General features: G+C 67.8%; 25 protein-coding genes. 14 read left to right on the top strand and 11 right to left on the bottom strand.

Going from position 1 to position 24,713, the window contains the following annotated elements:
• Window positions 1-102: 102 nt before the first annotated feature.
• The 4 genes from modA to ATO9_RS10795 all read left to right on the top strand — a co-directional run bounded on the left by modA (window position 103) and on the right by ATO9_RS10795 (window position 3,466).
• Window positions 103-858 (top strand): molybdate ABC transporter substrate-binding protein, encoded by a 756-nt coding sequence (gene modA, locus ATO9_RS10810; RefSeq protein ID WP_043748311.1) that lies wholly within the window; start codon window positions 103-105, stop codon window positions 856-858.
• Window positions 855-1,547 carry a molybdate ABC transporter permease subunit gene (gene modB / locus ATO9_RS10805; protein WP_043748309.1) on the top strand — a complete coding sequence of 231 codons (693 nt, stop codon included), beginning with the start codon at window positions 855-857 and terminating at the stop codon, window positions 1,545-1,547. Before modA ends, modB begins: the two co-directional genes overlap by 4 nt.
• A complete protein-coding gene (modC, locus tag ATO9_RS10800; RefSeq protein ID WP_043748307.1) occupies window positions 1,544-2,614 on the top strand; it encodes a molybdenum ABC transporter ATP-binding protein in 1,071 nt (356 codons plus the stop codon). Before modB ends, modC begins: the two co-directional genes overlap by 4 nt.
• A gap of 93 nt (window positions 2,615-2,707) precedes the next feature.
• Window positions 2,708-3,466, top strand: a complete 759-nt coding sequence (locus ATO9_RS10795; RefSeq protein WP_052418241.1) for a tyrosine-protein phosphatase — start codon at window positions 2,708-2,710, stop codon at window positions 3,464-3,466.
• Window positions 3,467-3,469: 3 nt separating this feature from the next.
• Here ATO9_RS10795 and ATO9_RS10790 read toward each other — a convergent pair whose 3' ends face one another.
• On the bottom strand, window positions 3,470-5,440 hold the full coding sequence (locus ATO9_RS10790; protein ID WP_043748305.1) for an AsmA family protein: 1,971 nt from the start codon (window positions 5,438-5,440) through the stop codon (window positions 3,470-3,472).
• A 134-nt stretch (window positions 5,441-5,574) separates the two neighbouring features.
• On the opposite strand from ATO9_RS10790, the gene rimO reads away from it, so the two are divergent.
• Window positions 5,575-6,960, top strand: a complete 1,386-nt coding sequence (gene rimO / locus ATO9_RS10785; protein ID WP_043748303.1) for a 30S ribosomal protein S12 methylthiotransferase RimO — start codon at window positions 5,575-5,577, stop codon at window positions 6,958-6,960.
• Between the two features lie 162 nt (window positions 6,961-7,122).
• Here the strand turns inward: rimO and ATO9_RS10780 are convergent, their stop codons facing one another.
• The 3 genes from ATO9_RS10780 to ATO9_RS10770 all read right to left on the bottom strand — a co-directional run bounded on the left by ATO9_RS10780 (window position 7,123) and on the right by ATO9_RS10770 (window position 8,515).
• Window positions 7,123-7,377 carry a DUF6455 family protein gene (locus ATO9_RS10780; RefSeq protein ID WP_043748300.1) on the bottom strand — a complete coding sequence of 85 codons (255 nt, stop codon included), beginning with the start codon at window positions 7,375-7,377 and terminating at the stop codon, window positions 7,123-7,125.
• 27 nt (window positions 7,378-7,404) lie between these two features.
• Window positions 7,405-7,674: a DUF6455 family protein gene (locus tag ATO9_RS10775; protein WP_043748298.1), complete on the bottom strand. Its 270-nt coding sequence runs from the start codon at window positions 7,672-7,674 to the stop codon at window positions 7,405-7,407.
• Window positions 7,675-7,795: 121 nt separating this feature from the next.
• Entirely contained in the window at window positions 7,796-8,515 is a 720-nt protein-coding gene (locus ATO9_RS10770) for a M48 family metalloprotease (RefSeq protein WP_043748297.1), read from the bottom strand.
• Window positions 8,516-8,679: 164 nt separating this feature from the next.
• Between ATO9_RS10770 and ATO9_RS10765 the strand changes: the two genes are divergently transcribed.
• A complete protein-coding gene (locus tag ATO9_RS10765; protein ID WP_043748294.1) occupies window positions 8,680-8,922 on the top strand; it encodes a hypothetical protein in 243 nt (80 codons plus the stop codon).
• A 30-nt stretch (window positions 8,923-8,952) separates the two neighbouring features.
• On the opposite strand, the gene ATO9_RS10760 is transcribed toward ATO9_RS10765, so the two are convergent.
• Window positions 8,953-9,216, bottom strand: a complete 264-nt coding sequence (locus ATO9_RS10760) for a DUF167 domain-containing protein (protein ID WP_043748292.1) — start codon at window positions 9,214-9,216, stop codon at window positions 8,953-8,955.
• 74 nt (window positions 9,217-9,290) lie between these two features.
• Between ATO9_RS10760 and ATO9_RS10755 the strand changes: the two genes are divergently transcribed.
• The 3 genes from ATO9_RS10755 (at window position 9,291) to ATO9_RS10745 (ending at window position 11,776) form a co-directional block, all read left to right on the top strand.
• Complete coding sequence (locus ATO9_RS10755; RefSeq protein WP_043748290.1) at window positions 9,291-10,397, top strand: class II histone deacetylase; 1,107 nt, start codon at window positions 9,291-9,293, stop codon at window positions 10,395-10,397.
• Window positions 10,398-10,511: 114 nt separating this feature from the next.
• Window positions 10,512-11,090, top strand: a complete 579-nt coding sequence (locus ATO9_RS10750; RefSeq protein WP_043748288.1) for a nitroreductase family protein — start codon at window positions 10,512-10,514, stop codon at window positions 11,088-11,090.
• Window positions 11,075-11,776 (top strand): EI24 domain-containing protein, encoded by a 702-nt coding sequence (locus ATO9_RS10745; protein WP_043748286.1) that lies wholly within the window; start codon window positions 11,075-11,077, stop codon window positions 11,774-11,776. The genes ATO9_RS10750 and ATO9_RS10745 overlap by 16 nt, the downstream gene beginning before the upstream one ends.
• A 58-nt stretch (window positions 11,777-11,834) precedes the next feature.
• Here the strand turns inward: ATO9_RS10745 and ATO9_RS10740 are convergent, their stop codons facing one another.
• On the bottom strand, window positions 11,835-12,113 hold the full coding sequence (locus ATO9_RS10740) for a DUF1467 family protein (protein ID WP_043748284.1): 279 nt from the start codon (window positions 12,111-12,113) through the stop codon (window positions 11,835-11,837).
• 1 nt (window position 12,114) lies between these two features.
• The gene (gene mce / locus ATO9_RS10735) at window positions 12,115-12,519 is read right to left on the bottom strand and encodes a methylmalonyl-CoA epimerase (protein WP_043748281.1); all 405 of its coding nucleotides are present in this window, start codon (window positions 12,517-12,519) and stop codon (window positions 12,115-12,117) included.
• 204 nt (window positions 12,520-12,723) lie between these two features.
• On the opposite strand from mce, the gene ATO9_RS10730 reads away from it, so the two are divergent.
• The gene (locus ATO9_RS10730; RefSeq protein WP_043748279.1) at window positions 12,724-13,440 is read left to right on the top strand and encodes a response regulator; all 717 of its coding nucleotides are present in this window, start codon (window positions 12,724-12,726) and stop codon (window positions 13,438-13,440) included.
• Between the two features lie 91 nt (window positions 13,441-13,531).
• Window positions 13,532-13,972, top strand: coding sequence for a metallopeptidase family protein (locus ATO9_RS10725; RefSeq protein ID WP_420329718.1), 441 nt, complete (start codon window positions 13,532-13,534; stop codon window positions 13,970-13,972).
• Between the two features lie 79 nt (window positions 13,973-14,051).
• On the opposite strand, the gene ATO9_RS10720 is transcribed toward ATO9_RS10725, so the two are convergent.
• Window positions 14,052-14,537: a flavodoxin family protein gene (locus ATO9_RS10720; RefSeq protein WP_043748276.1), complete on the bottom strand. Its 486-nt coding sequence runs from the start codon at window positions 14,535-14,537 to the stop codon at window positions 14,052-14,054.
• Window positions 14,538-14,651: 114 nt separating this feature from the next.
• Window positions 14,652-16,310, bottom strand: coding sequence for an NAD+ synthase (locus ATO9_RS10715; RefSeq protein ID WP_043748274.1), 1,659 nt, complete (start codon window positions 16,308-16,310; stop codon window positions 14,652-14,654).
• A 160-nt stretch (window positions 16,311-16,470) separates the two neighbouring features.
• On the opposite strand from ATO9_RS10715, the gene ATO9_RS10710 reads away from it, so the two are divergent.
• Entirely contained in the window at window positions 16,471-17,946 is a 1,476-nt protein-coding gene (locus ATO9_RS10710) for an MORN repeat-containing protein (protein ID WP_052418240.1), read from the top strand.
• 304 nt (window positions 17,947-18,250) lie between these two features.
• Here the strand turns inward: ATO9_RS10710 and ATO9_RS10705 are convergent, their stop codons facing one another.
• The gene (locus ATO9_RS10705) at window positions 18,251-19,543 is read right to left on the bottom strand and encodes an APC family permease (protein WP_238318722.1); all 1,293 of its coding nucleotides are present in this window, start codon (window positions 19,541-19,543) and stop codon (window positions 18,251-18,253) included.
• 161 nt (window positions 19,544-19,704) lie between these two features.
• Here ATO9_RS10705 and ATO9_RS10700 point away from each other — a divergent pair, with 161 nt between their 5' ends.
• A complete protein-coding gene (locus ATO9_RS10700) occupies window positions 19,705-20,883 on the top strand; it encodes an aspartate aminotransferase family protein (RefSeq protein WP_043748270.1) in 1,179 nt (392 codons plus the stop codon).
• Between the two features lie 263 nt (window positions 20,884-21,146).
• The gene (gene argF / locus ATO9_RS10695; protein WP_043748731.1) at window positions 21,147-22,073 is read left to right on the top strand and encodes an ornithine carbamoyltransferase; all 927 of its coding nucleotides are present in this window, start codon (window positions 21,147-21,149) and stop codon (window positions 22,071-22,073) included.
• A 122-nt stretch (window positions 22,074-22,195) separates the two neighbouring features.
• On the opposite strand, the gene hrpB is transcribed toward argF, so the two are convergent.
• Window positions 22,196-24,649: an ATP-dependent helicase HrpB gene (hrpB, locus tag ATO9_RS10690; protein WP_043748268.1), complete on the bottom strand. Its 2,454-nt coding sequence runs from the start codon at window positions 24,647-24,649 to the stop codon at window positions 22,196-22,198.
• Window positions 24,650-24,713: the final 64 nt, after the last annotated feature.

Raw genomic sequence — 24,713 nt, 5'->3', positions numbered from 1 at the left:
CCGCAAGGCAGGGCCGGCCTGCGACCATGGTGGCGGGGCCGGGCGGCGCGATCACGGTCTTTTGCGCTTGAAACTTCCGCGGCTGCGCGGTGACATGCGGCCATGACGCGATTTCTGGCCTGTCTTCTGATTGTTGCATCCTTCGCCGCCCCGGTGCGGGCGGAGCGGGTGCTGGTGTTCGCGGCGGCCAGCCTGGCCGGGCCGCTGGACGAGGTAACCGAGCTGTGGGAGGCCGAGACGGGGCATGAGGTCGTGATCTCCTATGCCGGGTCTTCGGCCCTGGCGCGGCAGATCGAGGCGGGGGCGCCTGCGGATATCTTCCTGTCGGCCAATCCGGGCTGGATGGACGACCTCGCGGGCAAGGGGCTGATCGAGACATCCTCGCGCCGCAACATCTGGACCAACCGGCTGGCGCTGGTGTCGTTCCGGCCGGGCGCAGGCATCGGCATCGACGCCGATATGGACCTCGAGGGCATGCTGGACGGGCGGCGGCTGGCCGTGGCGCTGACCGATGCGGTGCCGGCGGGGCTCTATGCCAAGGCGGCGCTGACGCAGCTGGGGCTGTGGCTGTCGGTGAAGGACCAGCTGGCCGAGGCCGACAACGTGCGCGCCGCGCTGGCGCTGGTGGCGACGGGTGCGGTGCCCTACGGGATCGTCTATCGCACCGATGCCCATGCGGAGCCGCGGGCGCATCTGCGCGGGCTGTTCCCCAAGGACAGCCATCCGCCCATCGTCTATCCCGGCGCCGCGACGCTGGACGCGCAATCCGAGGCGCATGCCTTTCTCGGGTTCCTGATGACAGAGGCGGCGCAGGCCGTGTTCGACGAGGCCGGGTTCCAGCGGGCCGACCCGGAATGATCCTGGGCCTTGGTCCGCAGGAATGGGAGGCGGTGCGCCTGTCATTGCGCGTGGCCTTCTGGGCGACAGTGCTGGCGCTGCCGCTGGGCATCGCGGTGGCCATGGCGCTGGCGCGGGGCCGGTTCTGGGGCCGCGAATTGCTGAACGTGGTGGTGCATCTGCCGCTGGTCCTGCCGCCGGTGGTCGTCGGCTACCTGTTGCTGCTGTCGCTGTCGCCCGCCGCGCCGCTGGGGCAGGCGCTGCAATCCATCGGCATCGTCTTTGCCTTTCGCTGGACCGGGGCGGCGCTTGCGGCGGGAGTCATGGGGTTCCCGCTGATGGTGCGCGCGATCCGGCTGGCGATCGAGGCGGTCGATCCAAGGCTCGAGGAGGCGGCGGCGACGCTGGGCGCCTCGCGGCTGCGGGTCTTCGTGACGGTGACGCTGCCGCTGATCCTGCCGGGCGTGCTGGCGGGGGCGGTGCTGGCCTTTGCCAAGGCCATGGGCGAGTTCGGGGCGACGATCACCTTCGTGTCCAACATCCCGGGCGAGACGCGCACGCTGCCTTCGGCCATCTATGCCTTTCTTCAGCAGCCGGGCGGCGAGGGCGCGGCGCTGCGGCTGGTGGTGATTTCGGTCGTCATCGCGACGGTGGCGCTGGTCGCCTCGGAGGCGCTGGCGCGGGCCATGGCACGGCGGGTGCGCGGATGAGCCTGAGCGTCGATATCCGGCATCAGCTGGGCGACACCGCGCTGGCGGCGACCTTCGAGACCGAGGGCGGCGTGACCGCACTGTTCGGGCGGTCGGGCGCGGGCAAGACTTCGGTCGTCAACGCCGTGGCCGGGCTGTTGCGCCCGCGCGAGGGGCGGATCGTGCTGGGCGACCGGGTGCTGCTGGACCGGGCGGCGGGGATCGACGTGGCCGTGCATCGCCGCAGGGTCGGCTATGTCTTTCAGGACGCACGGCTTTTCCCGCATCTGAGCGTGCGGGGAAACCTGTTATTCGGCGCGCCGGATGACCGGCATCTGGGCCGGATCGCCGATCTGCTGGGCATCGAAGGGCTGCTGGACCGGCGTCCGCGTGCGCTGTCGGGCGGTGAAAAGGCGCGGGTCGCGATCGGGCGGGCGCTGCTGTCGGACCCGGCGCTGCTGTTGATGGACGAACCGCTTGCCTCGCTCGACCAGGCGCGGAAGGAAGAGATCCTGCCCTACCTGGAACGGCTGCGGGACGAGGCGGGGCTGCCGATCCTCTACGTCTCGCACGCGGTGGAGGAGGTCGCGCGGCTGGCCAATACGCTGGTCCTGCTGGACCGGGGGCAGGTGGTGCGCGCGGGACCCGCCGAGGCGCTGTTCGCCGATCCCGGCCTTGCGCCGATGCTGGGGCCGCGTGCCGCCGGGGCGCTGCTGAGCGGCCAGATCACCGCGCATCATGCCGACGGGCTGACCGAGGTCGCGGTGTCGGGCGGACGGCTGATCCTGCCCGGTGTCGGTGGCGCGGAGGGGCGGCGGCTGCGGGTGCGGATCGAGGCGCAGGACGTGATGCTGTCGCTGACCCGGCCCGAGGGAATTTCGGCGCTGAACATCCTGCCGGCACGGGTCACGACGCTGCATGACGGGCAGGGGCCGGGGGTGATGGTGCAGCTGGCCGCCGGCAAGGATCTGATCCTGGCGCGGATCACCCGCCGGTCGGCAGAGGCGCTGGCGCTGGCACCGGGCACGGAATGCTACGCGGTGATCAAGTCGGTCGCCGTGGCGCCGGGGGATGTCGGGCGGTCCTGACGGGGGCAGCGGTGCGGCCCTGACAAGTCTCAGGATGGGCTTGTCATCCGGCGCGTTTGCCCCCACCTTGCCGCCAAAACGCGGAGACAGCCCATGACGATTGCCCTGACCACCGAAGCCTTGCCCTATCCCGGCGTGCACAACATCCGGTCGCTGGGCGGCTACCGGACGGAGTCGGGGCAGATGACGCGCGATGACGGGTATTGGCGCGGTTGCGCCCTGACAGGGATCGAGGCGCCGCATCGCGACGACCTGATCGGACGCGGGCTGCGCCATGTCGTCGACCTGCGGATGCTGGGCGAGGTCGACACCGATCCCAACCCCTTGGCCGGGGATCCGCGGGTCAGCTACGTCAACATCCCGCTCTATGCCGGGCTGGCGCCGATCGACCAGATGGCGCAGGAGGCGGATCGCGACGAGGGCGGGTTCGACATGGGCTATCGCTATCGCCGGGCGCTGGACGAATGCCAGGACAACATCGCCTCGGTCCTGGGGCATATCGCGGAAGCCGAAGAGGGCGGGGTCTATTTCCACTGCACCGCCGGCAAGGACCGCACCGGGATCATCGCGGCGCTGCTTCTGTCCAATGCGGGCGTGCCGCGTGACGTCGTGGTGGCCGAATACGCGCTGACCGAACGGCTGGGCAAGCCATTGATGGACCGGCTGCGCAGCGCCATTCAGGAGCGCGGCGCCAGTGCCGACCGCGCCCGCCGTGTCATCGCGTCGGAGCCGCACACGATGGCCAAGACCTTGGTGCATCTGGACGAAAAGTATGGTGGCCCGGTGGCCTATCTTGAGCGGATCGGCCTGGACGAGGCGGCGCGCCAGCGTCTGGCGGCACGCCTGGTCTGAGGCTTACTTGAAGAGGTTGAGGAGGCCGCGCTTGGCCTCTTCCTCGAGCTTGCGTTTCAGGGCGTCCTCGGGGCGTTCGCCCTCCTGGATTTCCACGCCTAGCTTCTTGCCGATTTCCTGTTTCGCCTTTTCTTCCAGCTGCTTGCGTTCCTCTGCCGCGTTCAGCTGAATGGCCTTTTCCAGGTCGACCGAGATCTTGGGCTTGGCCCAGGGGCCGCGGATCGTGACCGGCAGGGCCAGGCCGCGCCCGTCGCGGGCCTGGGCGGCGATCGGGGTGAAGAGGTAGTCGATATTCTGCTGGCCGAGGCCGATCTTGCCTTCACCCGTCGCCTCGATCAGCGACAGTTTCATCCGCAGGTCGTCGTTCGAGACCACGCCGTCCTGCATGGAGAAACTGGCGGTGGTTTCCTCGAAAATCGTGGTGCCGCCGGTGACATCGCCGGAGCGGAAAAGCTTGTCCAGGTCGATACCCTCGATCGTGCCGCGCCCGGTGGAGATCGACCCGTCGCCCGACAGCGAGTTCATGATCGCGGCCATGTTCTGCCCGACCCCGAGGAAGCTGAGATTGGCCGAGGCGTCGCCGGTGAAGCGGGTGATCCCAGCAAGGTCGGTCAGGGCCTTTTGCAGGGCGATGGTGCTGGCATTGATCTTGCCGCCGACCGACAGGCCGGAGCGGTTGTTGGCCACCAGCTCTCCGGTCAGGGTGCCGCCGAAGGCCTGCACCTCGCGCAGGGAGGCAACGGCGCGGGCGCGGTCGATGGTGATCAGGATGCGGGTGGTGCCCAGATCGGTGATGCCGGTCTTGACCGACGGGGCGGTCAGCGCGATTTCGGCATCCATCAGCCCGAGGGCAGAGGCGTCGATGGGCGCGGTGGACCAGCCCGCCGCGGCAGGGGCCGCGGCATTGCCCGACGCCGCGGGCCCGGAGGTCAGGGCGCTGAGGTCCAGCGCGTTGGCCACCAATTGCGCGTTGAGCCGGGGTCGCGCACCCGACGTATCGAGATCGGCGGCCAGCGTCGCCTTGTTCGTGCCCGAGGTGATCTGCCCCTCGCGCAGGGCCAGTTGGCCATCGCGGGTCAGGGTCAGCTGCGTCGTCAGCTTCACGTCGCGGCCCAGCCCGGCGGGCAGGCCGGGATTGGCCTGACGCAGCGCCACGGCCAGCTTGCCGGTATCGGTGACATCCAGCGACAGGCTGCCCTGCGCTTCGGGCAGGATGCTGGCGCGGCCTTCGAACCGGCCCTTGGCGCCGGGGGCGGTGACGTCCATCACGACGGGGCTGATCCGGCCATCGGCCAGAACCAGCGGGTTCTGCACCTGGCCGTCCAGCGTGATCGGTTCGCCATTGGGCCGCAGGGTCAGGGTGACATCGGCGGGGCCGCCCGCGCGGGGATAGGCCAGCGCCAAGTCGATATTGCGCAGGCTGAATTCGGTGCCGGCCTGGCGGTCCAGCAGGTAGACCGAGGCGCCGGTGATCCTGGCCTCGTCCAGGGTGAAGGCGGACAGGCGCGAGGCGGGCGGCGCGGCCGGTTCGGCCGACGAGGCGGCGGGCGCGCTGTCGCTGGTCCCGGCGACGGTTTCGCTGCCATTGCCAAACGCGATTTCCCAGTTGCCGACGCCGTCTTCGTTGCGTTCCAGCAGGATCTCGGGCCCTTCAGCGCGCAGGCCGCGGATCTTGATGTCGCCGCCGATCAGGGCCGCGGCATCGACACCGATGGTCACCGATTGCGCCTGGAAAAGCGGGCCGTTTTCCGACCAGTCCGCATTGGCGATGCGCAGCGCGCCGACGGTCACGCCCAGTTCCGGCCAGAACGAGATATTGGCATCGCCCGCGATCTGCACGTCGCGCCCGGTGCGGCGGCTGAGCTCATCCGCGGCCATGCTGGCGATCCGGTCGCCCGGCAACAGCAGAAGCCCCGCCACGAGGACCAGGACAAAGACCACGACAAGGCCGAATAGCAATTTGATGAGACGCATGCCCGCTCCCGCAGCAAGTTTTCGCTCAGATCAGCAGGGGCAGACTAACACGGGGGCGGCGCGCGGCAAGTCACAGCTGCTCAACCCCGAGGCTGCCCATTGCAAAAGAGCCAAAAGCCCTTATAGGCGGCGTCATGGCCCAGAATCCTCCTGATCTCAGACCCGACCTTGCGCCGACGCCGCGCTTCGATGACAGCCGCCGCGAGGGCCAGCCCTCGATCGGGATGGTGTCGCTAGGCTGCCCCAAGGCGCTGGTGGACAGCGAACGCATCCTGACCCGCCTGCGGGCCGAGGGTTATGCGATCTCGCCGGATTATTCGGGGGCGGATGCGGTGATCGTGAATACCTGCGGGTTCCTCGATTCGGCCAAGGCGGAAAGCCTGGACGCCATCGGCGAGGCGCTGGCCGAGAACGGCAAGGTGATCGTCACCGGCTGCCTGGGGGCAGAGCCCGAGTTCATCACCGGCGCGCATCCCAAGGTGCTGGCCGTGACCGGGCCGCATCAATACGAGCAGGTGCTGGATGCGGTGCATGGTGCGGTGCCACCCGCGCCCGATCCGTTCATCGACCTGCTGCCGGCCTCGGGCGTGTCGCTGACGCCGCGCCATTACAGCTATCTGAAGATCTCCGAGGGCTGTAACCACAAGTGCAAGTTCTGCATCATTCCCGACATGCGCGGGCGGCTGGTGTCGCGCCCCGCCAACGCGGTTCTGCGCGAGGCCGAAAAGCTGGTCGAGGCGGGGGTGAAGGAATTGCTGGTCATCAGCCAGGATACCTCGGCCTACGGGGTGGACCGTCGCCATGACCTGTCACCATGGAAGGGGGGCGAGGTGCGCGCCCATGTCACCGACCTGGCCCGCGAACTGGGAGAGCTGGGCGCCTGGGTGCGGCTGCATTACGTTTATCCGTACCCCCATGTGCGCGAATTGATCCCGCTGATGGCTGAGGGCAAGGTGTTGCCCTACCTCGATATTCCGTTCCAGCACGCCCATACCGACACGCTGCGCCGGATGGCGCGGCCGGCGGCTGCCGAACGCACGCTGGACCGGATCGCGGAATGGCGCGACATCTGCCCCGACATCACCCTGCGGTCGACCTTCATCGTCGGCTATCCGGGCGAGACGGAAGAGGAATTCCAGACCCTGCTGGACTGGATGGACGAGGCGCAGCTGGATCGCGTCGGCTGCTTCCAATACGAGAACGTGGATGGGGCGCGGTCGAACGACCTGCCGGATCACGTGCCCGAGGAGGTCAAGCAGGACCGCTGGGACCGGTTCATGGAAAAGGCACAGGCGATTTCCGAGGCCAAGCTGGCCGCCAAGGTCGGCAGCCGCCAGGACGTGATCGTCGACGAGGTGGATGCCGATGGCGTCGCCACCTGCCGCACCAAGGCCGATGCGCCCGAGATCGACGGCAACCTCTTCATCGACGAGGGGGCAGAGGCCCTGTCGCCCGGCGATATCGTCACGGTCGAGGTCGACGAGGCCAGCGAATACGACCTCTGGGGCCGTCTGGTCTGACGTTCCCCCTCAAGGTTCGTATGGGGCAATAAAAAGCGCCGGTGCGGGGCCCCTCAACCCTACACCGGCGCGTGTCCGATCCTCACGAGGCAGCCCCACGATGTGCCAGGGTTCCCTCAAACCCGGCGTGCGCCTCGGTGACAATCGGTATCTCTTTGGCCGTCAGGCCTGGGCCAGGCTGTCCAGCATCCTCTTGTTGCGGCAGAAGCCGGGCGCGGCGTCCGCATTGTCATGCTGGTTCTGCCAGGTGGCGCAGTCGCCGGCGCATTGGCAGGACGTGCAGCTGAGGATCGCGAGGCGGTAATCGCCGCTGGTCTGCGGGGCCTGGCCGATCCGGTCGGCGAAATCGACGCCGAGGCGCTGCGCCATGCCCTGGAACAGGCTGGCATGTTTGTCGAGTTTGCTGAAGAAGCCCATGTTATCTCCTGTTGCCTGATGTGGGGATCAGGCGGGTTGGCGGGAGAGCCGGTCGAAGGTGACCCGGTTCTCGCAATAGGCGGGGGCATCGTCGCGCGTGCCGTCCAGTTCGTGCTGGTCGAGCCAGCCGGAACAGGCGCCGGCACAGGCGCAGCCGCGGCAATTGGTGACCATCTGCGACCAATCCTGGTTGCTGATCTCGCCGTCCTGCATTGCGGTGCTGAGATCAGTGCCGGTGGCCCGGGCCATGCGCCGGACCAGCCAGATGTGATCGGTGATCTTTCCCAAAGGTGCCATACGGTCGTCCCCCGTTTGTCTGGAGACAGGCGTAAGGGGACGAATCGATTCGGGCTTTGATCCGGATCAAATGGTGGGAACAGATGTGCAGGGGCCGGGCCGGGGCGGCGCGATGGTGACCCTAGTTGGCCAGCGCGCGGCGCACGGCCTCGACCCGCTGGGAGTTGGGCGGGTGGGTGCCCAGGAAACGGTTGCCCGGATCGGGGGAGCGTTCGAAATAGCGTGCGCCGTTGATCGCGTCATAGCCCGCATCGCGGGCGATACGGGCGCCGATGGCGTCGGCCTCAAGCTCGAAATCCTTGGCATAGGTGCGCGCGCCGACCACGGCGCCAAGCCGCGCGGCGGTGTCGACGCCGACATTGCCCCCGCCGATCGTGGCCGCGGCCTGGGCGAAGATCAGGGCGCCGGCGCGGGCGCTCTCTTCGCGGCGGTCGAGGTGATAGGCGATGTGGTGGGCGGCCTCGTGTGCGAGGATGAAGGCCATTTCATCCTCGTTCTGGACGTAGGCGATCAGCGGCACGGTGACGGCGATCACCGGCTGGCCGGATTTCTCGCGCATCTGGAAGGCATTGATCGGGGCGTCGGGGCGGTCATCGACAACGATCTTGTAATCGCAGTTCAGATCGGGCGACTGGCGGCGGCAGGCGGCCTCGGCCACGGGTTCGATCCGTTCGGCGGCCGTGACAAAGCGCCTGGCGGCGACGCGCACTGCCTCCTTGGTCGGATCGGCGAGCGGAGTGTCGGCATTGCCCGGCGCGGAGGGCGGCACCGGCATCGCACAACCGGCCAGGCCGAGCGCGGCCAGGATCACGAGAGCCTTGAAGGGTATCAGTTTGCGCATCACCACCTGCGGGGTCGGCTGAGTTGATCTGTGGGGTCGAACGCCATTCTATCGGGCGTTTCGGCATGACATGCAACCATGCAACGGTGGGCTTGTGCCTGTCGGCGGTGCGTGACCGGTTTGCGCGCTTGCGCGGCGGGTCGGGCAGGCCGTACCGTCGAGACATGTTCACCATCGAGCACGAATTCGATTCCACCCTGATCACCGTCGTCGATGACGGCGAGGCCCCTTTGCAGGAGGACCTGGTGATCAACGCGTTCCAGGAATGCGTCACCGTCGAGCAATATGACGAGCGCCAGGATTGCGTCCAGAAAATCACCATCTCCATGTCGCAGCTGCGCGACCTGGCGGCGGCCATGAACCTGCCGGAGGGCAGCTATTCGCTGGTCCTGTCGAAACAGGATTGAGGCGGAGCGGCCCGTCGGTCGGGCCGTTTTTCACTCCGTGATCCGGAACACCTTGTCGCGGCTGGTCTGGCCGCGGATCAGCTCCAGCCGGGATTTTGGCAGGCCGAGCGCCTTGGCGAGCAGTTTCTGCACCGCCTGGTTGGCCTTGCCGTTTTCCGGCACCGCGGTGACGTAGACGCGCAGCGCGCCGTCGTCATCCAGGATGCGGTCGCGCGAGGCCTTGGGCGTCACCCGCACGGCGATTTCGGCGCCGCTCTGGGCGTGGTCTGTGAGATCGGGAAGCTCTTTCGCCATGGGAGCGGATCCGCGCTTGCAGCCCGGTCGGATGCCGGGTCAAGGTCGGTCCGACGTGAAAGAGAGGATGGTCGATGTCAACAGGCTTCTACTGGGATGAGCGGTGCTTCTGGCATGCGGGCGGGAATTATGCGCTGACCTTTCCGCTGGGCGGTCTGGTGCAGCCGCTGGCCGCCGGAGGGCTGCCCGAAAGCCCCGAGACCAAGCGGCGGCTGCGCAACCTGATGAGCGTGACGGGGATCACCGAGGACCTGGCGATGCGGTCGGCCGAGATGTGCCCGCGCGCCGATCTGGAGCGGGTGCACCCGGCGCAATACCTGGATAAGTTCAAGGAGATGTCGGATGCGGGCGGCGGAGAGCTGGGCCTGCGGACGCCGTTTGCCAAGGGCGGCTACGAGATCGCCACCCTGTCGGCCGGCCTGGCGCGGCAGGCGCTGCTGGACGTGCTGTCGGGCGATCTGGACAATGCCTATGCGCTGTCGCGGCCGCCTGGGCATCACTGCCTGCCGGACTGGCCCAACGGGTTCTGCCTGATGGCCAATATCGCCATCGCGATCGAGGCCGCCAAGGCGCGCGGCCTGGCGGGCCGGGTGGCGGTGCTGGACTGGGATGTGCATCACGGCAACGGGACCGAGCATATCTTCTACGACCGGGACGACGTGCTGACGATCTCGATCCATCAGGAGAAGAACTATCCGCTGGATACCGGCGACGTGGCCGACAAGGGGCGCGGGGCGGGCGAGGGATTCAACATGAACATCCCGCTGCCGCCGGGCGTGGGCCATGTCGGATACCTCGAGACGATGGAGAGGATCGTGCTGCCGGCGCTGGACCGCTACAAGCCCGACGTGATCATCGTGGCCAGCGGGTTCGATGCCGGGATCTATGACCCGATCGCCCAGATGATGTGCACCGTCGAAACCTTCGGCGCGATGACCGGGCAGGTGAAGGATGCGGCAGAACGGCTGTGCGATGGCAAGCTGCTGATGGTGCATGAGGGCGGCTATTCCGAGGTCTACGTGCCCTTCTGCGGCCACCGGGTGCTGGAGGTCCTGTCGGGCTCGTCCCGCACCGCGCCGGATCCGATGGCGCCGACTGTGGCCGCGCGTCAGCCCAATGACCGCGCCAACGCCCATATCAGCGCGCTGATCGGTGAGTTTGCGGGCGAGTTCGGTCTGTGACCCCTGCGGCCCGGCGCTCCTTTTGACGGGGGCGCCGGCCCTTGCATCGGATCGCGCGCATTGAACTTCGCCGCGCGAGGGGCGATATCTGCCTCGAAACAAGCGGAGATTTCCATGCCCGAAGCCAATTCCGCCGCGCTCGATTTCCTGGCCGCGCGACGTTCGCACTCCCCCAAGGTCCTGACCACCCCGGTGCCCGACAAGGCCGAGCTTGACCAGCTGCTGACCCTGGCGGCGCGGTCGCCCGATCATGGCGCGCTGGTGCCCTGGCGGTTCATCGTGATCGAGAAACCCGCCATGGCGCGTCTGGCGGACCTGGCCGAGGCGCGGGCGCGGTCGTTGGGCAAGGACGAGGAGGGCGTGGCCAAGGGGCGCGGTCAGTTCGACCGGGGCAACCTGGCCGTGGTCGTGGTGGAATGCCCGGTCGAGGCCGAAAAGGTGCCGCCCCGCGAACAAACGCTATCGGCCGGGGCCGTGTGCCTGAGCCTGGTCAATGCCGCGCTGGCCTCGGGCTGGGGCGCGGGCTGGGTGACCGGCTGGATTTCCTTCGACCGCGGTTTCGTCGAGGAGGGGCTGGGCCTCTCGTCGTCGGAACAGGTGGCGGGCATTGTGCATATCGGCAGCTTCAAGACCGCACCGGCAGAGCGGCCGCGCCCCGAGGTGGAGGGGATCACCACATGGCTGTCGGCGTAATCCTTTCGTCGTTCTTCGCGGCGCTCGGCCAGCTGGGCGATCCACGGTTCCGGCGCGTGCTGCTGCTGGGGATCGGGCTGACCATCGCGTTGCTGTTCGGGGCCTACGCGGCCTTCCTGGGCTTCCTGCAATGGGCCGTGGGCGAAGAGGCGACGATCCCGCTGGTGGGCGAGGTCACGTGGCTGAAGGACCTGCTGACCTGGTCGTCGATCGGGGTGATGATCCTGCTGTCGGTCTTCCTGATGGTGCCGGTCGCCTCGGCCATCACCTCGATGTTCCTGGAGGACGTGGCAGAGGCCGTGGAGGATCGCCATTACCCGCATCTGCCGCCCGTCGAACACACCCCGCTGACCGAGGCGATCCGCGACACGCTGGCCTTTCTGGGGGTGATCATCGTCGCGAACCTGATGGCGCTTGTGCTTTACGCCTTCTTCCCGCCCTTCGCCGTCTTCATCTTCTGGGGCATGAACGGGTTCCTGCTGGGGCGCGAATATTTCACTCTGGCGGCGATGCGCCGGGTCGGCCGCGAGGGTGCGATCCTGCTGCGGCGCAAGCATATGGGGACGATCTGGGCGGCCGGCATTCTGATGGCGATGCCGCTGTCCCTGCCGCTGGTGAACCTGGTGATCCCGATCATCGGCGCGGCGACCTTCACGCATCTGTTCCACAAGCTGGACGCACGCTGAGCCCTTGCCGGAAGGCCGTCCCGCGCCGTGGCGCGGGACCCTTGAACGATGCGAGCCCCTAGCGCGGGGCGGGGGTGCCGCGTCCGAACCAGTCGAGATCGGCGACGGTGATCCAGCCCGAGACGATGATCCCCGCGATGATCACGAACAGAACCGCGGCGATGCCGGTGGTAATCAGCAGCTTTTTCTTCAGGTGATGGATCTCGGGCGCGCCGGATTGCGTGCCCGGCGTGACCGTGCCCATGTCCTGCTGGGTCTTCAGCTTGATCGGCACGACGATCAGCAGGGTCAGCCACCAGATGACGGCAAAGAGGACGAGGGCAGAGGTGATCCCCATGTCAGACCTGCTCCAGTTCCACCAGGCAGCCGTTGAAATCCTTGGGGTGCAGGAACAGGACCGGCTTGCCATGGGCGCCGATCTTGGGCTCGCCCGACCCCAGGACGCGGGCCCCGGTGGATTTCAGGTGATCGCGTGCGGCCAGGATGTCGTCGACCTCGTAGCACACATGGTGAATGCCGCCCGAGGGGTTCTTGTCGAGGAAACCCTGGATCGGGCTGTCTTCGCCCAGCGGGTAGAGAAGTTCGATCTTGGTGTTGGGCAGTTCGATGAAGATCACGGTGACGCCGTGATCGGGTTCGTCCTGCGGATCGCCGACCTTGGCGCCAAGCGCGGTGCGGTATTGGTCTGCTGCCGCCTCCAGGTCCGGAACGGCGATGGCAACGTGATTCAGGCGGCCGATCATCAGGTCTCTCTCCTCTCTGATTTGGCGTTGTTATGGGGTCTGGGGGGCGCAAGGGCAAGCGCGTCAGGGGGACGCGGGGGGACCGCGCCGTGGCATTTCCGTCACGAAAGTGTGGGGCGGGTGAGCGGGCGTTAACGCTCGATTCAGCATCATGGAGATAGCGTTGGTGCAAAGGGGCATGTCTGAACCAGAAAGGAGACATCCATGGACGACCGAGAACTTGCACCGCGCGACCATGTCGCAACCACCCAGAGGCCACTGCTGGGCATGACCATCCTGGTGGTCGAGGACAGCCGTTACGCGAGCGAGGCGATGCGCCTGCTGTGCCTGCGGTCGGGCGCGCGTATCCGCCGGGCCGATTGCCTGCGGTCCGCGCACCGGCACCTTCAGGTCTACCGGCCCTCGGCGGTGATCGTCGACCTGGGCCTGCCGGACGGTTCGGGGCTGGACCTGATCGCGGAACTCGCACGGTCGCTGCCGCGCGTCGGGGTCCTGCTGGGCACCTCCGGCGATACCGGCATGGAAGAGGCCGCGATGCAGGCCGGTGCCGACGGGTTCCTGGCCAAGCCGATCCGCAACCTTGCCGAATTCCAGGCTGCCATCCTGGAACACCTGCCCGAAGACCGCCGACCGATGGGGCCGCGCGTCGCCGACACGACCGAGATCAAGCCGGATTCGCTGGCCTATCGCGATGACCTGGTCCATGTCGCCGAGGCGCTGAGCCATGATGTCGACAGCGCGACGATCACCTATGCCACGCAGTTCCTGCACGGCATCGCCAGCGCGGCAGAGGATCACGTCCTGCTGCAGGCGGTGGACGAACTGCGTGAGGATCAGGCCGAGGGGCGTGTGGTCCGTTCGGGCCTGGCGCGGGTGGCCGGGCTGATCCATGACCGGATCGAGGAACGCATCAGCCTTTGAGCCCGCGGCGCTGCGATTTCGACTGAGCTTGCGCGCAAGCGGCTCTTGCGGGCACTTGTCCGCGGCTGTCGCCGCCGCCATATCGTGAGGCATGAACAGCGCACCGCCCGATCCGGATTTGCGCGGCGGTCCCGAGGACGCGTCGCAGGATGTCTCGCAGGACCATTTCATGGCCGTGATGCGGGCCACGGTGGAGGAATTCCCCGACCCGTTCCGGGGCCATGCGCGACAGGTGCGGCTATGCCTTGCCGAACTGCCCGACCCGGAGGAGGCCCGCGACCTTGGCCTGTCCTCTCCGATGGAGCTGACCGGGCTCTATGACGGGATCCCGATGACCGAGAAATCGGTCTGGGACATGGCTGACCGGCCGGACACCGTCTGGCTGTATCGGGAACCGATCCTTGCGGAATGGCGGGACCGGGGCGCCGTGACGCTGGATCAGCTGATCGCCCATGTCGTGGTGCATGAATTCGCGCATCATTTCGGCTGGTCGGACGACGATATCGCCGAGATCGACCCCTGGTGGGAATGACAGGCGGCGCGGCGTGGTGTCGGCGCCTGGGCGCTTGCTGCGGGCGCGCAGTGGCGCTGCGGGTATCGCGTCCGGCGGACTAGAAAGCCCCCATGGCGAGGCCCGCACCGAGTGCGGCGCCGAGGTCGCGACACAGCGCAAGATCCTCGTCTGAAATGGTTTTCTCGGCCAGGATCGCCTCGCGCGTCTGGGCGTGCACGCAGATGATGATCGCCTCCTGCACCTTGCGCAGGCGCCAGCCCTGGGCGATGCGGGCGGTCTGGCGGGCGGCGTTTTCGCCATCCGATCCGGCGCAGACCATCTGGGCATAGGGGCGGCCCTCGATCTTGCCCAGCACCTCGTAATAGCTGCGGTCGTAGAATTCCTTCATCTCGCCCGAAATCGCGGCGAGGTTTTCCGGCGCGCAGAAGAGATACCCGTCATGGTCCAGCAGGTCCTGGGGGGATGCATCGCGGGCGCGCAGGAAGGTCGTTTCGATCTCTTCCGCGGCGGCGTCACGGGCGGCCTCGGCCATCTGGCGGGCGCCGTTGGTGCGGGAATGGTAGACGATCAGCAGGCGGGGCATGGGCGGAGCCTAACGGGTTCCGGGCTGGCTGTCAGTGGGGCGTTTGGGCTGCCGCCTGGACCCCTCCCCGATGAGAGGGGGGGCGAACCGGAGGAGACGGCTGGTCCGGCGGGCTCAACCGCGGTCGCGCCAGCGGTTCACGATGGGATAGCGGCGGTCGAGCCAGAAGGCGCGTTTCGTCAGGCGGGTGCCCGGTGCGGACTGGAAGCGCTTGTATTCGCTGATGTAGATCAGGTGTTCCACGCGTTGGGCATCTTCGCGAGCATAGCCGGCGGCGACGCAATCCTCGACCGAGCCGTCAAGGTCGACGAGGATGTTCAGGATCGCGTCCAGCACCGGGTAATCGGGCAGGGAATCGCTGTCCTTCTGGTCCTCGCGCAGCTCGGCGGAGGGGGGCTTGGTGATGATGCGGTCGGGGATGACCTCGCCCTCGGGGCCCATCATCCAGTCGCGGTGATTGGCGTTGCGCCAGCGGCATTGCTCGAAGACGCGCGTCTTGTAGAGGTCCTTGATCGGGTTGTAGCCGCCCGCCATGTCGCCGTAGATCGTGGCATAGCCGACCGCGACCTCGGACTTGTTGCCGGTGGTCAGCAGCATTTCCCCGAACTTGTTGGACAGCGACATCAGAAGCAGTCCGCGCAGGCGGGACTGGATGTTTTCCTCGGTCACGTCGGGCTGGGTGCCTTCGAAGAGCGGCGCGAGGGTTTCTGTGATCGCCTGCCGCCCCTGCGAGATCGGCACGTAGTCGTAGCGGCAGCCAAGCGCCTTGGCCACGGCCTCTGCATCCTCGAGCGAATGCTGCGAGGTGTATTCGGAGGGCAGCATCACGCAGCGCACGTTGTCGGGGCCAAGCGCATCCACGGCGATGGTGGCGACGATGGCACTGTCGATCCCGCCCGACAGCCCCAGCAGCACCTTGCCGAAGCCGGTCTTGCCGCAATAATCGCGCAGCGACTGCACCATGCAGCGGTAATCCTGTTCCCAATCGTCGGGGATATGCGCCTTGTCGCCGGCCGCGATGCGCCAGCCCTCGTCGCCGCGCACCATGTCGATATTGGCGTAGCATTCGTCGAAGACAGGCATGTGGAACGCCATCTCTCCGCCCGGGTTCAGCCCGAAGGAGCCGCCGTCGAAGACCTGGTCGTCCTGGCCGCCCACCATGTTGAGGTAGATCAGCGGCAGGCCGGTTTCGACCACGCGCGCCACCATCTGGTTGAAGCGCGTGTCCATCTTGCCCCGGTAGTAGGGGGACCCGTTCGGCACCAGTAGGAATTCGGCGCCGGTTTCGGCCAGTGTTTCGGGCACTTCGGGGTGCCAGGCATCCTCGCAGATTGGGCTGCCGATGCGGGTATTTCCGACGGAATAGGGCCCGCCGAGCGGCCCGCTGTCGTAGAGGCGCACCTCGTCGAAGACGGTTTCGTTGGGCAGGTTGTGCTTGAGCACGCGGCTGGCGATCTTGCCGCCGCGCAGGATGTAATAGCCGTTATAGAGGCCCGCGCCTTCCAGCGCCGGGCCGCCGATGGCCAGCGCGGGCCCGTCGGCGCAATCCTTGGCCAGCGCCTCGATCGCGGCGATGGCGGTCTGATGGAAGATCGGTTTCTCGATCAGGTCCTGGGTGTTGTAGCCGGTCACGAACATCTCGGGCAGGGCCACGAGATCGGCCTCGGCGGCCTTGCCCTTTTCCCAGGCCTCGCGGGCCCTGGCGGCATTTCCGGCGATATCACCCACCACGGGGTTGAGCTGTGCCAGCGTGATACGGAACCTGTCGGTCATCGGGGGCCTCGCTTTCGTCCTTGGGGCCTGATTACCGGCACGTCTGCGTGAGGGAAAGGCGAATTGGGCAAAAGGCATTGCGGGCCAAGGGGCGCGCGGCTAGGTTTTCAGCACTCGGGACCCGTTCCATAGGCCGAGCAAGGGAGACATCGGAGCCACTATGCGCAACAATCTCACCACTTTTCTGAGCGCCACCGCCCTGGCGGCGGGCCTTGCGGCGGCCCCGTTGGCCGGGCCGGTCCTGGCGCAGGACGGCGAGGTGCAGACCAAGCAATACGAGGATGGCGGCGTCTACGAGGGCACGTTCAAGGACGGCCTGCAGCATGGCACCGGCACCTATCGGCTGCCCAACGGATATGAATATACCGGCGACTGGGTCGAGGGCGAGATTCGCGGCCGCGGCATGGCCAAGTTCCCCAATGGCTCGATCTACGAGGGCGAGTTCGCCAAGGGCAAGCCCGACGGCGTCGGCAAGATCGTCTTCTCGGATGGCGGCACCTACGAGGGCGACTGGCAAGAGGGCAAGATCACCGGCCAGGGTGTGGCGACCTATGCCAACGACACCCGCTACGAGGGGCAGTTCCTGAACGCAATGCACCATGGCCGCGGCGTGATGACCGCGCCGGGCGGCTATGTCTACGACGGCGAATGGGTGAACGGGGTCAAGGAAGGCACCGGCACGATCACCTATCCCGACGGGGCGGTCTACAAGGGCGATATCGTGCGCGGCGCCCGCGAGGGCCAGGGCGAGCTGACCATGCCTGACGGGCTGATCTATGCAGGCACCTGGGTGAACGGCCAGATCGACGGCGAGGGCAAGCTGACCCAGCCCAATGGCGATGTCTACGAGGGCATGCTGTCGGCCGGCAAGCGCCAGGGGCAGGGAAAGGTGACCTATGCCAACGGCGACGTCTACGAGGGTGATTTCGTCGACGACCTGCGTCACGGCCAGGGCACCTTCACCGGGTCGGACGGCTATGTCTATTCGGGCCAGTGGGTGCAGGGCAAGATCGAGGGCCAGGGCCGCGTGACCTATCCCGACGGATCGGTCTACGAGGGCGCCTTCGAGAACGACCTGGCCAACGGCTATGGCAAGATCACCTATCCGGACGGCGCGACCTATGAGGGCGAGTGGACCGATGGCGTGATCGACGGGCAGGGCACGACGACCTATCCCAACGGCCTGACCTATGTCGGCGAGTTCCAGAACGCGAAGAATCACGGCCAGGGCGTGATGACCTACCCCGACGGCTACCGCTATGAGGGTGAATGGGTCGACGGCCAGCGCGAGGGCGAAGGCACCGCGACCTATCCCGACGGCACGGTCTACGAGGGCAGCTTCGTCGCCGGGCAGCGCCACGGCCAGGGCACGATCACCATGGCCGACGGGTTCAGCTATACCGGCGCCTGGGAAAACGGCGAGATCACCGGCGAGGGCGTGGCGACCTATGCCAACGGCGACACATATGAAGGGTTCTTCGTGGATGGCCGCCGCCAGGGCGAGGGCACGATGAAATACGCTTCGGGCGAAGAGGAAAGCGGGACCTGGACCAATGGGGCGCTGACCACGGATGCCGCTGGCGAGGAAACGGGCGAGGATACCGGCGACAGCGAGGGCGCGGCGGCGACGGAGTGACCGTTGCTAAGCGGCGTGGCAGGGCGGGTGATCCCCCTGCCGTCGCATCTGAACGCGGTCTAATCGCAATCGACGGCTGTGCGGATGTCGTGTCCGAGCATCGCGGTATTTCTTGAACCCCGATTATCCGAACCGCTCGGCGGCAATGCCGGGCAGCGCTCCCTCGGGTCGGTCGCTGCGCTCAACTGCGAATTCAGGCCTTTGGAAAACGGTACAGATCAAGGGACAGCAGCCAGGCGCGCCAGGATATTCATCGGCCAGATGGAAGAGGGGCGGGGCCGGACGTGGCGGCTCGTTTGGCCGGTCAGCCGCCTTCGACCGGCGTGCCAAACAGCGCCATGGCGAGGGCCGTGAGGCTCAGCGCGCTGTACCAAAGGGCGGGCAGGCGGGCCTCGGTCCAGTGGCCGCGCGCCGCGATGGCGCATTGCAGCGCGTAATAGAGCGCGAAGGCCCGCGAGGCATAGGCGATGATGGCGTAGATGTCCGCACTCCAGGTCAGGGCGATGCCGAAGGCGGCGAGGAGCGCATAGCCGGTGCGCGGCGCGATCCGGTCCGAGGTCAGCTCGGCCAGCAGGCCGCCGGCTCCGCCGGTATCGGCCACGGCCGCGCTGAACTGCGCGACCAACGCGGCGAGGATCAGCAGGAGCGGCAGGCTGGGAGCGATCTGGTCCATCAGCGCGATGATGGCGGTTTCGCTCATCGACATGTGCGAGGGATCGAAGAGCGCGGTCAGCAGCAGCACGTAGCCCATGTAGATCGCGGTTGAGACGATCTGCGCCAGGCGCATGGAACGGTTGCGCGTGGCGGGGTCGTATTCGGCACCGAGGTAGCGCGAGGTTTCGAACCCCTGCACGGTGACGATCAGCCCGAAGGCGAGCGACAGTGCCGCCCATCCGGTGACGCTGGCGGGCGCGTCTGTCAGGCCGGGGGAAGCGGGGCCGGAGGCGGTGGCAAAGACCGTGGCCATCCCCGCGAGCAGCCCGCCGATCACGGCGAGTTTCAGCGACACCGCGACCTGTTCCATCCGTTCCAGCGCGGCAAAGCCCTTTGTCCAGCCGGTGACGAGGATGACCAGGAACACCGCGGTGGTCAGCCCCCGCTGCGAGATGTCGGAGGCGATGCCGGTCCGTTCCAGCGCGAAGGCGCCGAAGAGGCCGAGGTAATAGGCGACCGAGATGATATAGGCGAAGGCCAGCACCCAGGAGGCCGCGCGGTCCAGCGCCTCTTCGGCCCGGGTCCGGGGGCCGGCGGCGCGGCGGGCGATATTGGCGCGGACCGCCCCGCCCAGGGCATAGGCAGCAACGCAGAGCGCGGCCATCGCCAGCGGCGCCCAGCGGCCATAGCTGATCGCCAGGATCGGCCCCAGCACCAGGAAGCCGCTGCCGATGATTGAGGCAAGCGGTGTCAGCGCCGCCCGCCAGAGCGGCGCGCGGGCCAGGGCGGGCAGGGTGAGGATGCCTCCGACCGCGAGGGCCGCGAGGATCACGGCAAGATCGATCCAGTCCATGTCCGGTGATGTGGCGGAATTCACGCAGCCGCGCAACGCGACGCTTTCGCGCTTTGCAACGGCCTGGGGCTGGGATATGGATCGCGCCATGACAACGCGGTTCCATATCCTTCCGATCCGACGTCGACGCATCCGCGCCTGACGTCCCGACCGCCTGTCCGCGCCATCCCGGCGCACCCCATCCCCCTCAATATTGACTTTGCCCCGAAGCACATGCTTCCTCAGGGCTCTTTTATGCAAAGGATGACGCGATGATCCCGTCTGTTCTGCCGACCTATTCCCGTGCGCCGCTTCACTTCGTGAAGGGCGAAGGCGCCTGGCTGATCGAGGAAGACGGCCGCCGATTCCTCGACCTCGGGTCGGGCATCGCGGTGGCGGCCCTGGGCCATGCCCATCCGACCATCGTGCAGGCGCTGACTGACCAGGCGCAGAAGCTGTGGCATGTGTCGAACCTCTACGAGATCCCGCAGCAGCAGGCGCTGGCCGATCTGCTGGTCGAGGAGAGCTTTGCCGACACCGTGTTCTTCACCAATTCCGGCACCGAGAGCATGGAGCTGGGCGTGAAGATGGCGCGCAAGTACTGGTACGAGAAGGGCGATCCCGACCGGATCGAGATCATCACCTTTTCCGGGGCCTTCCATGGTCGGTCCTCGGCCGCGATCGCGGCGGTCGGCACCGAGAAGATGGTCAAGGGCTTCGGCCCTCTGCTGCCGGGGTTCAAGCAGGTACCCTGGGGCGATCACGAGGCGCTGAAAGCCGCCGTGACCGACCGGACCGCCGCCATCCTGGTGGAGCCGGTGCAGGGCGAGGGCGGCATCAACGTGTTGCCCGATCAATGCCTGAAGGGCCTGCGCGACATGTGCGACGAGACCGGCGCGCTGCTGATGCTGGACGAGATCCAGTGCGGCATGGGCCGGACCGGCCGGTTGTTTGCCCATGAATGGGCCGGCATCAGCCCCGATATCGTGCTGTCGGCCAAGGGCATCGGCGGGGGCTTTCCGCTGGGTGCGGTGCTGGCCACGGAAGACGCCGCATCGGGCATGAAGGCCGGCACCCATGGATCGACCTATGGCGGCAACCCGCTGGGCTGCGCCGTCGGGCTGGCCGTGGTCAAGGCGCTGACAGAGAAGGGGTTCCTGGAAGAGGTGCGGCGGAAATCGGCGCTGTTCCGGCAAAAGCTGGAAGGGCTGGTCGCCGAGAACCCGGATGTCTTCGAGGAGGTGCGCGGCTTCGGCTTCATGCTGGGGCTGAAATGCAAGCCGGTGAATGCCGACGTCGTCAAGGCGGCCTATGAGGAGCTGCTGATCACCGTGCCGGCTGCGGATAACGTGATCCGTCTGCTGCCCGCGCTGACCCTGACCGAGGAGGAGATCGCGGAGGCGATCACCCGGCTCGACGCCACGGCGAAACGGGTGGCGGGCGATGGCTGAGGTCGCGTTCCGGCTGTTTGGCCTCGATGATCCGCGGGGGGTGACGGGGCGGCCCGGTCCCCGCGCGTGTTCGGCGCGACGACGAAACCAGGACGGACGGGAGGCCGGCCCGCTTTTGCGGGGCCTTTCGGACCCCGTCCCGACGATCTGAACAGGGTTGTCGCGCCACGCGGCGCAGGACATAGCCACCAATCCAAAGGGGGCGGCCGCATAGATATGTCGATATGCCGGGCCGGCACCCCGACCGCAAGGAACCGAAAAAGATGAACCATTTCCTGGATATCCACACCACCGACAAGGATGCGCTGCGCGGCATCATCGACCAGGCCGGACAGATGAAACAGGCTCGTGCCGGACGCCCCAAGGGCATGATGGATGACGAGCAGCCGCTGGCGGGCCACATGGTCGCGCTGATCTTCGAGAAGCCCTCGACCCGGACCCGCGTGTCCTTTGACGTGGGCGTGCGCCAGATGGGCGGCGAGACGATGGTGCTGTCGGGCAATGACATGCAGCTGGGCCATGGCGAGACGATCGCCGATACCGCGCGGGTCCTTTCGCGCTATGTCGACCTGATCATGATCCGGACCTTCGACGAATCCGTGCTGCACGAGATGGCGGAATATGCCTCGGTCCCCGTGATCAACGGGCTGACCGACCGCAGCCATCCCTGCCAGATCATGGCCGATATCCTGACTTTCGAGGAACATCGCGGGCCGATTGCCGGGCGCAACGTGACCTGGATGGGGGATGGCAACAACGTCTTCGCCTCTTTCCTGCATGGTGCCACGCAATTCGGCTACAACCTGACCTTCTGCGGGCCGCAGCAGCTGGATCCCGACCGGGACTACATGGACGAGGCGCGCGCGGCGGGCACCAATGTCCGCATCGAGCGTGACCCCTGGAAAGGCGTCGACGGCGCGGACCTGGTCGTGGCCGATACCTGGGTGTCGATGCATGACGCCCAATCCTCGCGCGAGCGGCGGCACAACATGCTGCGCGCCTACCAGGTGAACGATGCGCTGATGGCGGCGGCGGGCAAGGACGCCCTGTTCATGCATTGCCTGCCCGCGCATCGGGAGGAAGAGGTGACGTCCTCGGTGATGGACGGGCCGCAATCGGTGATCTTCGACGAGGCCGAGAACCGTCTGCATGCCCAGAAGGCCGTGATGCGATGGTGCCTGGGGGTCTGATCTTCGGGTTCGGGGGGCAGCGCCCCAAGACGCGGATTTCGCCTTCCGGCGAGAGTATTTTCGGCAAGATGAAGCAGGGGCGGCGCGCCGGGTGGCATGCCGCCCTCTCTTGTCTTCGGGGGTCAGCTGCCGCGGGGTTTGGCGCGCAGGGTCGGGTCGGCCTGGGTCGGATCCTCGGGCCAGGGATGCTTGGGGTAGCGGGCGCGCATGTCCTTGCGCACATCCGCATAGGAGCCGGTCCAGAAGCCGGGCAGGTCGGCGGTGGTCTGGATCGGCCGGCCGGCGGGTGAGAGCAGCGTGAGTTTCAGGGGCGTGCCGCCGATGGCGGGATGCGTGGTCTGGCCGAAAAGCTCTTGCAGGCGCAGTGAAATTTCGGGCGGGTCCGAGGCGTAGTCGATGGCGATCTTGCGCCCCAGCGGCGTGGTGAAGGAGGCCGGCGCGATCCGGTCCAGCGCCTGGGCCTGGTCCCAGTCGAGCCGGGCCTTGAGCGCGGGCAGCAGGTCGAACCTGCGCCAGGCGGCGGCGTCGCGGAGGCCGCCGAGGAAGGGCAGCAGCCAGTCCTCCAGGCTGTCCATCAGCGCGGTGTCGGAGAAATCCGGCAGTCCGGCCTCTGCCCCGGCGAGCCGGACGCGGGCGAGGAAGAGCCGCGCCTTGTCGCCGGGCACGAGGCCCAGGTCCCGCACGCCGTCCAGCATTGCGCGGGCTATGGCGTCTTCGGGCGCGTCCTTCCAGAGCCGGTCGTCGAGCACGGCGGCGCCGAGCCGTTCCTGCTGGCGCGCCACCACGCGGCGGTCGCGGCGGGACCAGGCGCAGCTGTCCACCCAGGCGACGCGATCGCCGAAGGTCGCGCGGATCTCGGAGGCGGTGATCTGCACGGCCTGGCGGATCCGCGCCTCTCTCGGGTCGCCGTCGAGATCGGTGGCGACGAGGAAGGGGGCGTTGGTCAGCGCATCGCCATCGGGCAGCACGGCCCCCTTGCCGCCGGACAGCACATAGCGCGGCGCCTCGCCCTTGCGGCGTTGGCCGATCCGGTCGGGATAGGCCAGCGCCGCCATTTCGGCGAGTGAGAGGCGGTGTCCCTCAGGCGCATCGGGTGCAAGCCGGGCGAGGCGGCGGCTTTCCTCGCGGATGCGGGCGATGGCGCCGCGATCGGGCGCCCAGGGCCGGGTGTCGGCGAACCGCTTGGGATCGTTCAGCGCCTCGATCCGCAGGGCGAGGTCGGTGGGCGCGGCGCGAGGCAGCGGGTCCCGGTCGGCCAGCAACGCGGCAAGGGGGGCGGCGCCGCGGCCTGCGCGGATCAACATGTTGGCAAGGCGCGGATGCGTGGGCAGGCGGGCCAGGGCACGGCCGTGATCGGTGATCCGTCCGCCCGCATCCAGCGCGCCCAGATCGGTCAGCAGCGCGACGCCCTCGGCATAGGTGCCGGCATTGGGCGGGCTGAGCAGGGGGATGCCGTCGGGCCCCGCGCCCCAGAGCGCGAGGTCCAGCGCCAGTGGGGCGAGGTCGGCGGTTTCGATTTCGGGCGGGGCGAAGGCGGGCAGGGCGCCGTCCTCGCCCGCCGTCCAGAGCCGGTAGCACCTGCCGGGCGCGACACGGCCCGCGCGGCCCGCGCGCTGAGTCGCCTCGGCGCGGGAGACGCGTTCGGTGACGAGGCGCGACATGCCGGAACCCGGGTCGAACCGGGCACGGCGGGCGCGGCCGGCATCGACGACGACGCGCACATCCTCGATCGTCAGGGAGGTTTCGGCGATGGAGGTGGCGAGCACGATCTTGCGGCCTGTCTCTGCCGGGCGGATGGCGGCGCGTTGCGCGGCCAATGGCATGGCGCCGAAGAGCGTGTGCAGCTGGACGCTCGCGGGCAGGCGGGGTTTCAGCAATGCCTCGGTCCGGCGAATCTCGCCCTCCCCGGGGAGGAAGACCAGCACGCCGCCCTCGGTTTCTGCCAGCGCGTCGAGGATCCGGGCGCTGACCGCCTCTTCCAGCCGGGCGCGGCGGTCGAGGGGGCGGTCGAGCGGCACGATGTCGACAGGGAAGGCGCGGCCCTCGGAGGTGAGGATCGGTGCCTGCATCAGCTCGGCCACGGGGGCGGCGTCGAGCGTGGCGGACATGGCCAGCAGGATCAGGTCGTCGCGCAGGGCGCCGGCCACTTCGAGGCAGAGCGCGAGGCCCAGATCGGCGTTGAGGGAGCGTTCGTGGAACTCGTCGAAGATCACCGCGCCGATGCCGGGCAGGTCGGGATCGGCCTGGATCATCCGGGTCAGGATGCCCTCGGTCACGACCTCGATCCGGGTGGTTTTCGACACCGCGCTGTCGCCGCGGATGCGGTAGCCGACGGTCTGCCCGGTCTCTTCGCCCAAGGTCGCGGCCATGCGGTCGGCGGCGGCGCGGGCGGCCAGGCGGCGGGGTTCCAGCATCAGGATGCGGCCGGTGGTCAGCCCGGCTTCGAGCATGGCGAGCGGCACGCGGGTGGTCTTGCCGGCGCCGGGTGGGGCCTGCAACACGGCGCGGCCCTGCGCGCGCAGGGCGTCGATCAGGTCGGGCAGGATGGCGTCGATGGGCAGGGGCGTGCGGGTCATGCGGCCTTATCCGATATCCCGGGCGCGGATGCCAGTCACCGGACGGGTGCCGAGAGCCCGCTTG

The sequence above is a fragment of the Pseudooceanicola atlanticus genome (assembly GCF_000768315.1).
Classification (GTDB): domain Bacteria; phylum Pseudomonadota; class Alphaproteobacteria; order Rhodobacterales; family Rhodobacteraceae; genus Pseudooceanicola; species Pseudooceanicola atlanticus.
This window is presented reverse-complemented; position numbering and strand designations above follow the sequence as displayed.

Bases quoted from the DNA above. Each gene is read 5' to 3' on its own strand.
- ATO9_RS10740 (WP_043748284.1), bottom strand. From the start codon at position 12,113: ATGGGGATCACCTCTGCCCTCGTCCTCTTTGCCGTCATCTGGTGGCTG.
- modA (WP_043748311.1), top strand. From the start codon at position 103: ATGACGCGATTTCTGGCCTGTCTTCTGATTGTTGCATCCTTCGCCGCC.
- ATO9_RS10775 (WP_043748298.1), bottom strand. From the start codon at position 7,674: ATGGCACCTTTGGGAAAGATCACCGATCACATCTGGCTGGTCCGGCGC.
- ATO9_RS10755 (WP_043748290.1), top strand. From the start codon at position 9,291: ATGTCAACAGGCTTCTACTGGGATGAGCGGTGCTTCTGGCATGCGGGC.
- ATO9_RS10745 (WP_043748286.1), top strand. From the start codon at position 11,075: ATGGCTGTCGGCGTAATCCTTTCGTCGTTCTTCGCGGCGCTCGGCCAG.
- mce (WP_043748281.1), bottom strand. From the start codon at position 12,519: ATGATCGGCCGCCTGAATCACGTTGCCATCGCCGTTCCGGACCTGGAG.
- ATO9_RS10700 (WP_043748270.1), top strand. From the start codon at position 19,705: ATGATCCCGTCTGTTCTGCCGACCTATTCCCGTGCGCCGCTTCACTTC.
- ATO9_RS10705 (WP_238318722.1), bottom strand. From the start codon at position 19,543: ATGGCGCGATCCATATCCCAGCCCCAGGCCGTTGCAAAGCGCGAAAGC.
- ATO9_RS10760 (WP_043748292.1), bottom strand. From the start codon at position 9,216: ATGGCGAAAGAGCTTCCCGATCTCACAGACCACGCCCAGAGCGGCGCC.
- ATO9_RS10730 (WP_043748279.1), top strand. From the start codon at position 12,724: ATGGACGACCGAGAACTTGCACCGCGCGACCATGTCGCAACCACCCAG.
- ATO9_RS10720 (WP_043748276.1), bottom strand. From the start codon at position 14,537: ATGCCCCGCCTGCTGATCGTCTACCATTCCCGCACCAACGGCGCCCGC.
- ATO9_RS10765 (WP_043748294.1), top strand. From the start codon at position 8,680: ATGTTCACCATCGAGCACGAATTCGATTCCACCCTGATCACCGTCGTC.
- ATO9_RS10795 (WP_052418241.1), top strand. From the start codon at position 2,708: ATGACGATTGCCCTGACCACCGAAGCCTTGCCCTATCCCGGCGTGCAC.
- ATO9_RS10790 (WP_043748305.1), bottom strand. From the start codon at position 5,440: ATGCGTCTCATCAAATTGCTATTCGGCCTTGTCGTGGTCTTTGTCCTG.
- argF (WP_043748731.1), top strand. From the start codon at position 21,147: ATGAACCATTTCCTGGATATCCACACCACCGACAAGGATGCGCTGCGC.
- ATO9_RS10770 (WP_043748297.1), bottom strand. From the start codon at position 8,515: ATGCGCAAACTGATACCCTTCAAGGCTCTCGTGATCCTGGCCGCGCTC.
- ATO9_RS10715 (WP_043748274.1), bottom strand. From the start codon at position 16,310: ATGACCGACAGGTTCCGTATCACGCTGGCACAGCTCAACCCCGTGGTG.
- ATO9_RS10710 (WP_052418240.1), top strand. From the start codon at position 16,471: ATGCGCAACAATCTCACCACTTTTCTGAGCGCCACCGCCCTGGCGGCG.
- rimO (WP_043748303.1), top strand. From the start codon at position 5,575: ATGGCCCAGAATCCTCCTGATCTCAGACCCGACCTTGCGCCGACGCCG.
- hrpB (WP_043748268.1), bottom strand. From the start codon at position 24,649: ATGACCCGCACGCCCCTGCCCATCGACGCCATCCTGCCCGACCTGATC.
- modB (WP_043748309.1), top strand. From the start codon at position 855: ATGATCCTGGGCCTTGGTCCGCAGGAATGGGAGGCGGTGCGCCTGTCA.
- ATO9_RS10725 (WP_420329718.1), top strand. From the start codon at position 13,532: ATGAACAGCGCACCGCCCGATCCGGATTTGCGCGGCGGTCCCGAGGAC.
- modC (WP_043748307.1), top strand. From the start codon at position 1,544: ATGAGCCTGAGCGTCGATATCCGGCATCAGCTGGGCGACACCGCGCTG.
- ATO9_RS10780 (WP_043748300.1), bottom strand. From the start codon at position 7,377: ATGGGCTTCTTCAGCAAACTCGACAAACATGCCAGCCTGTTCCAGGGC.
- ATO9_RS10750 (WP_043748288.1), top strand. From the start codon at position 10,512: ATGCCCGAAGCCAATTCCGCCGCGCTCGATTTCCTGGCCGCGCGACGT.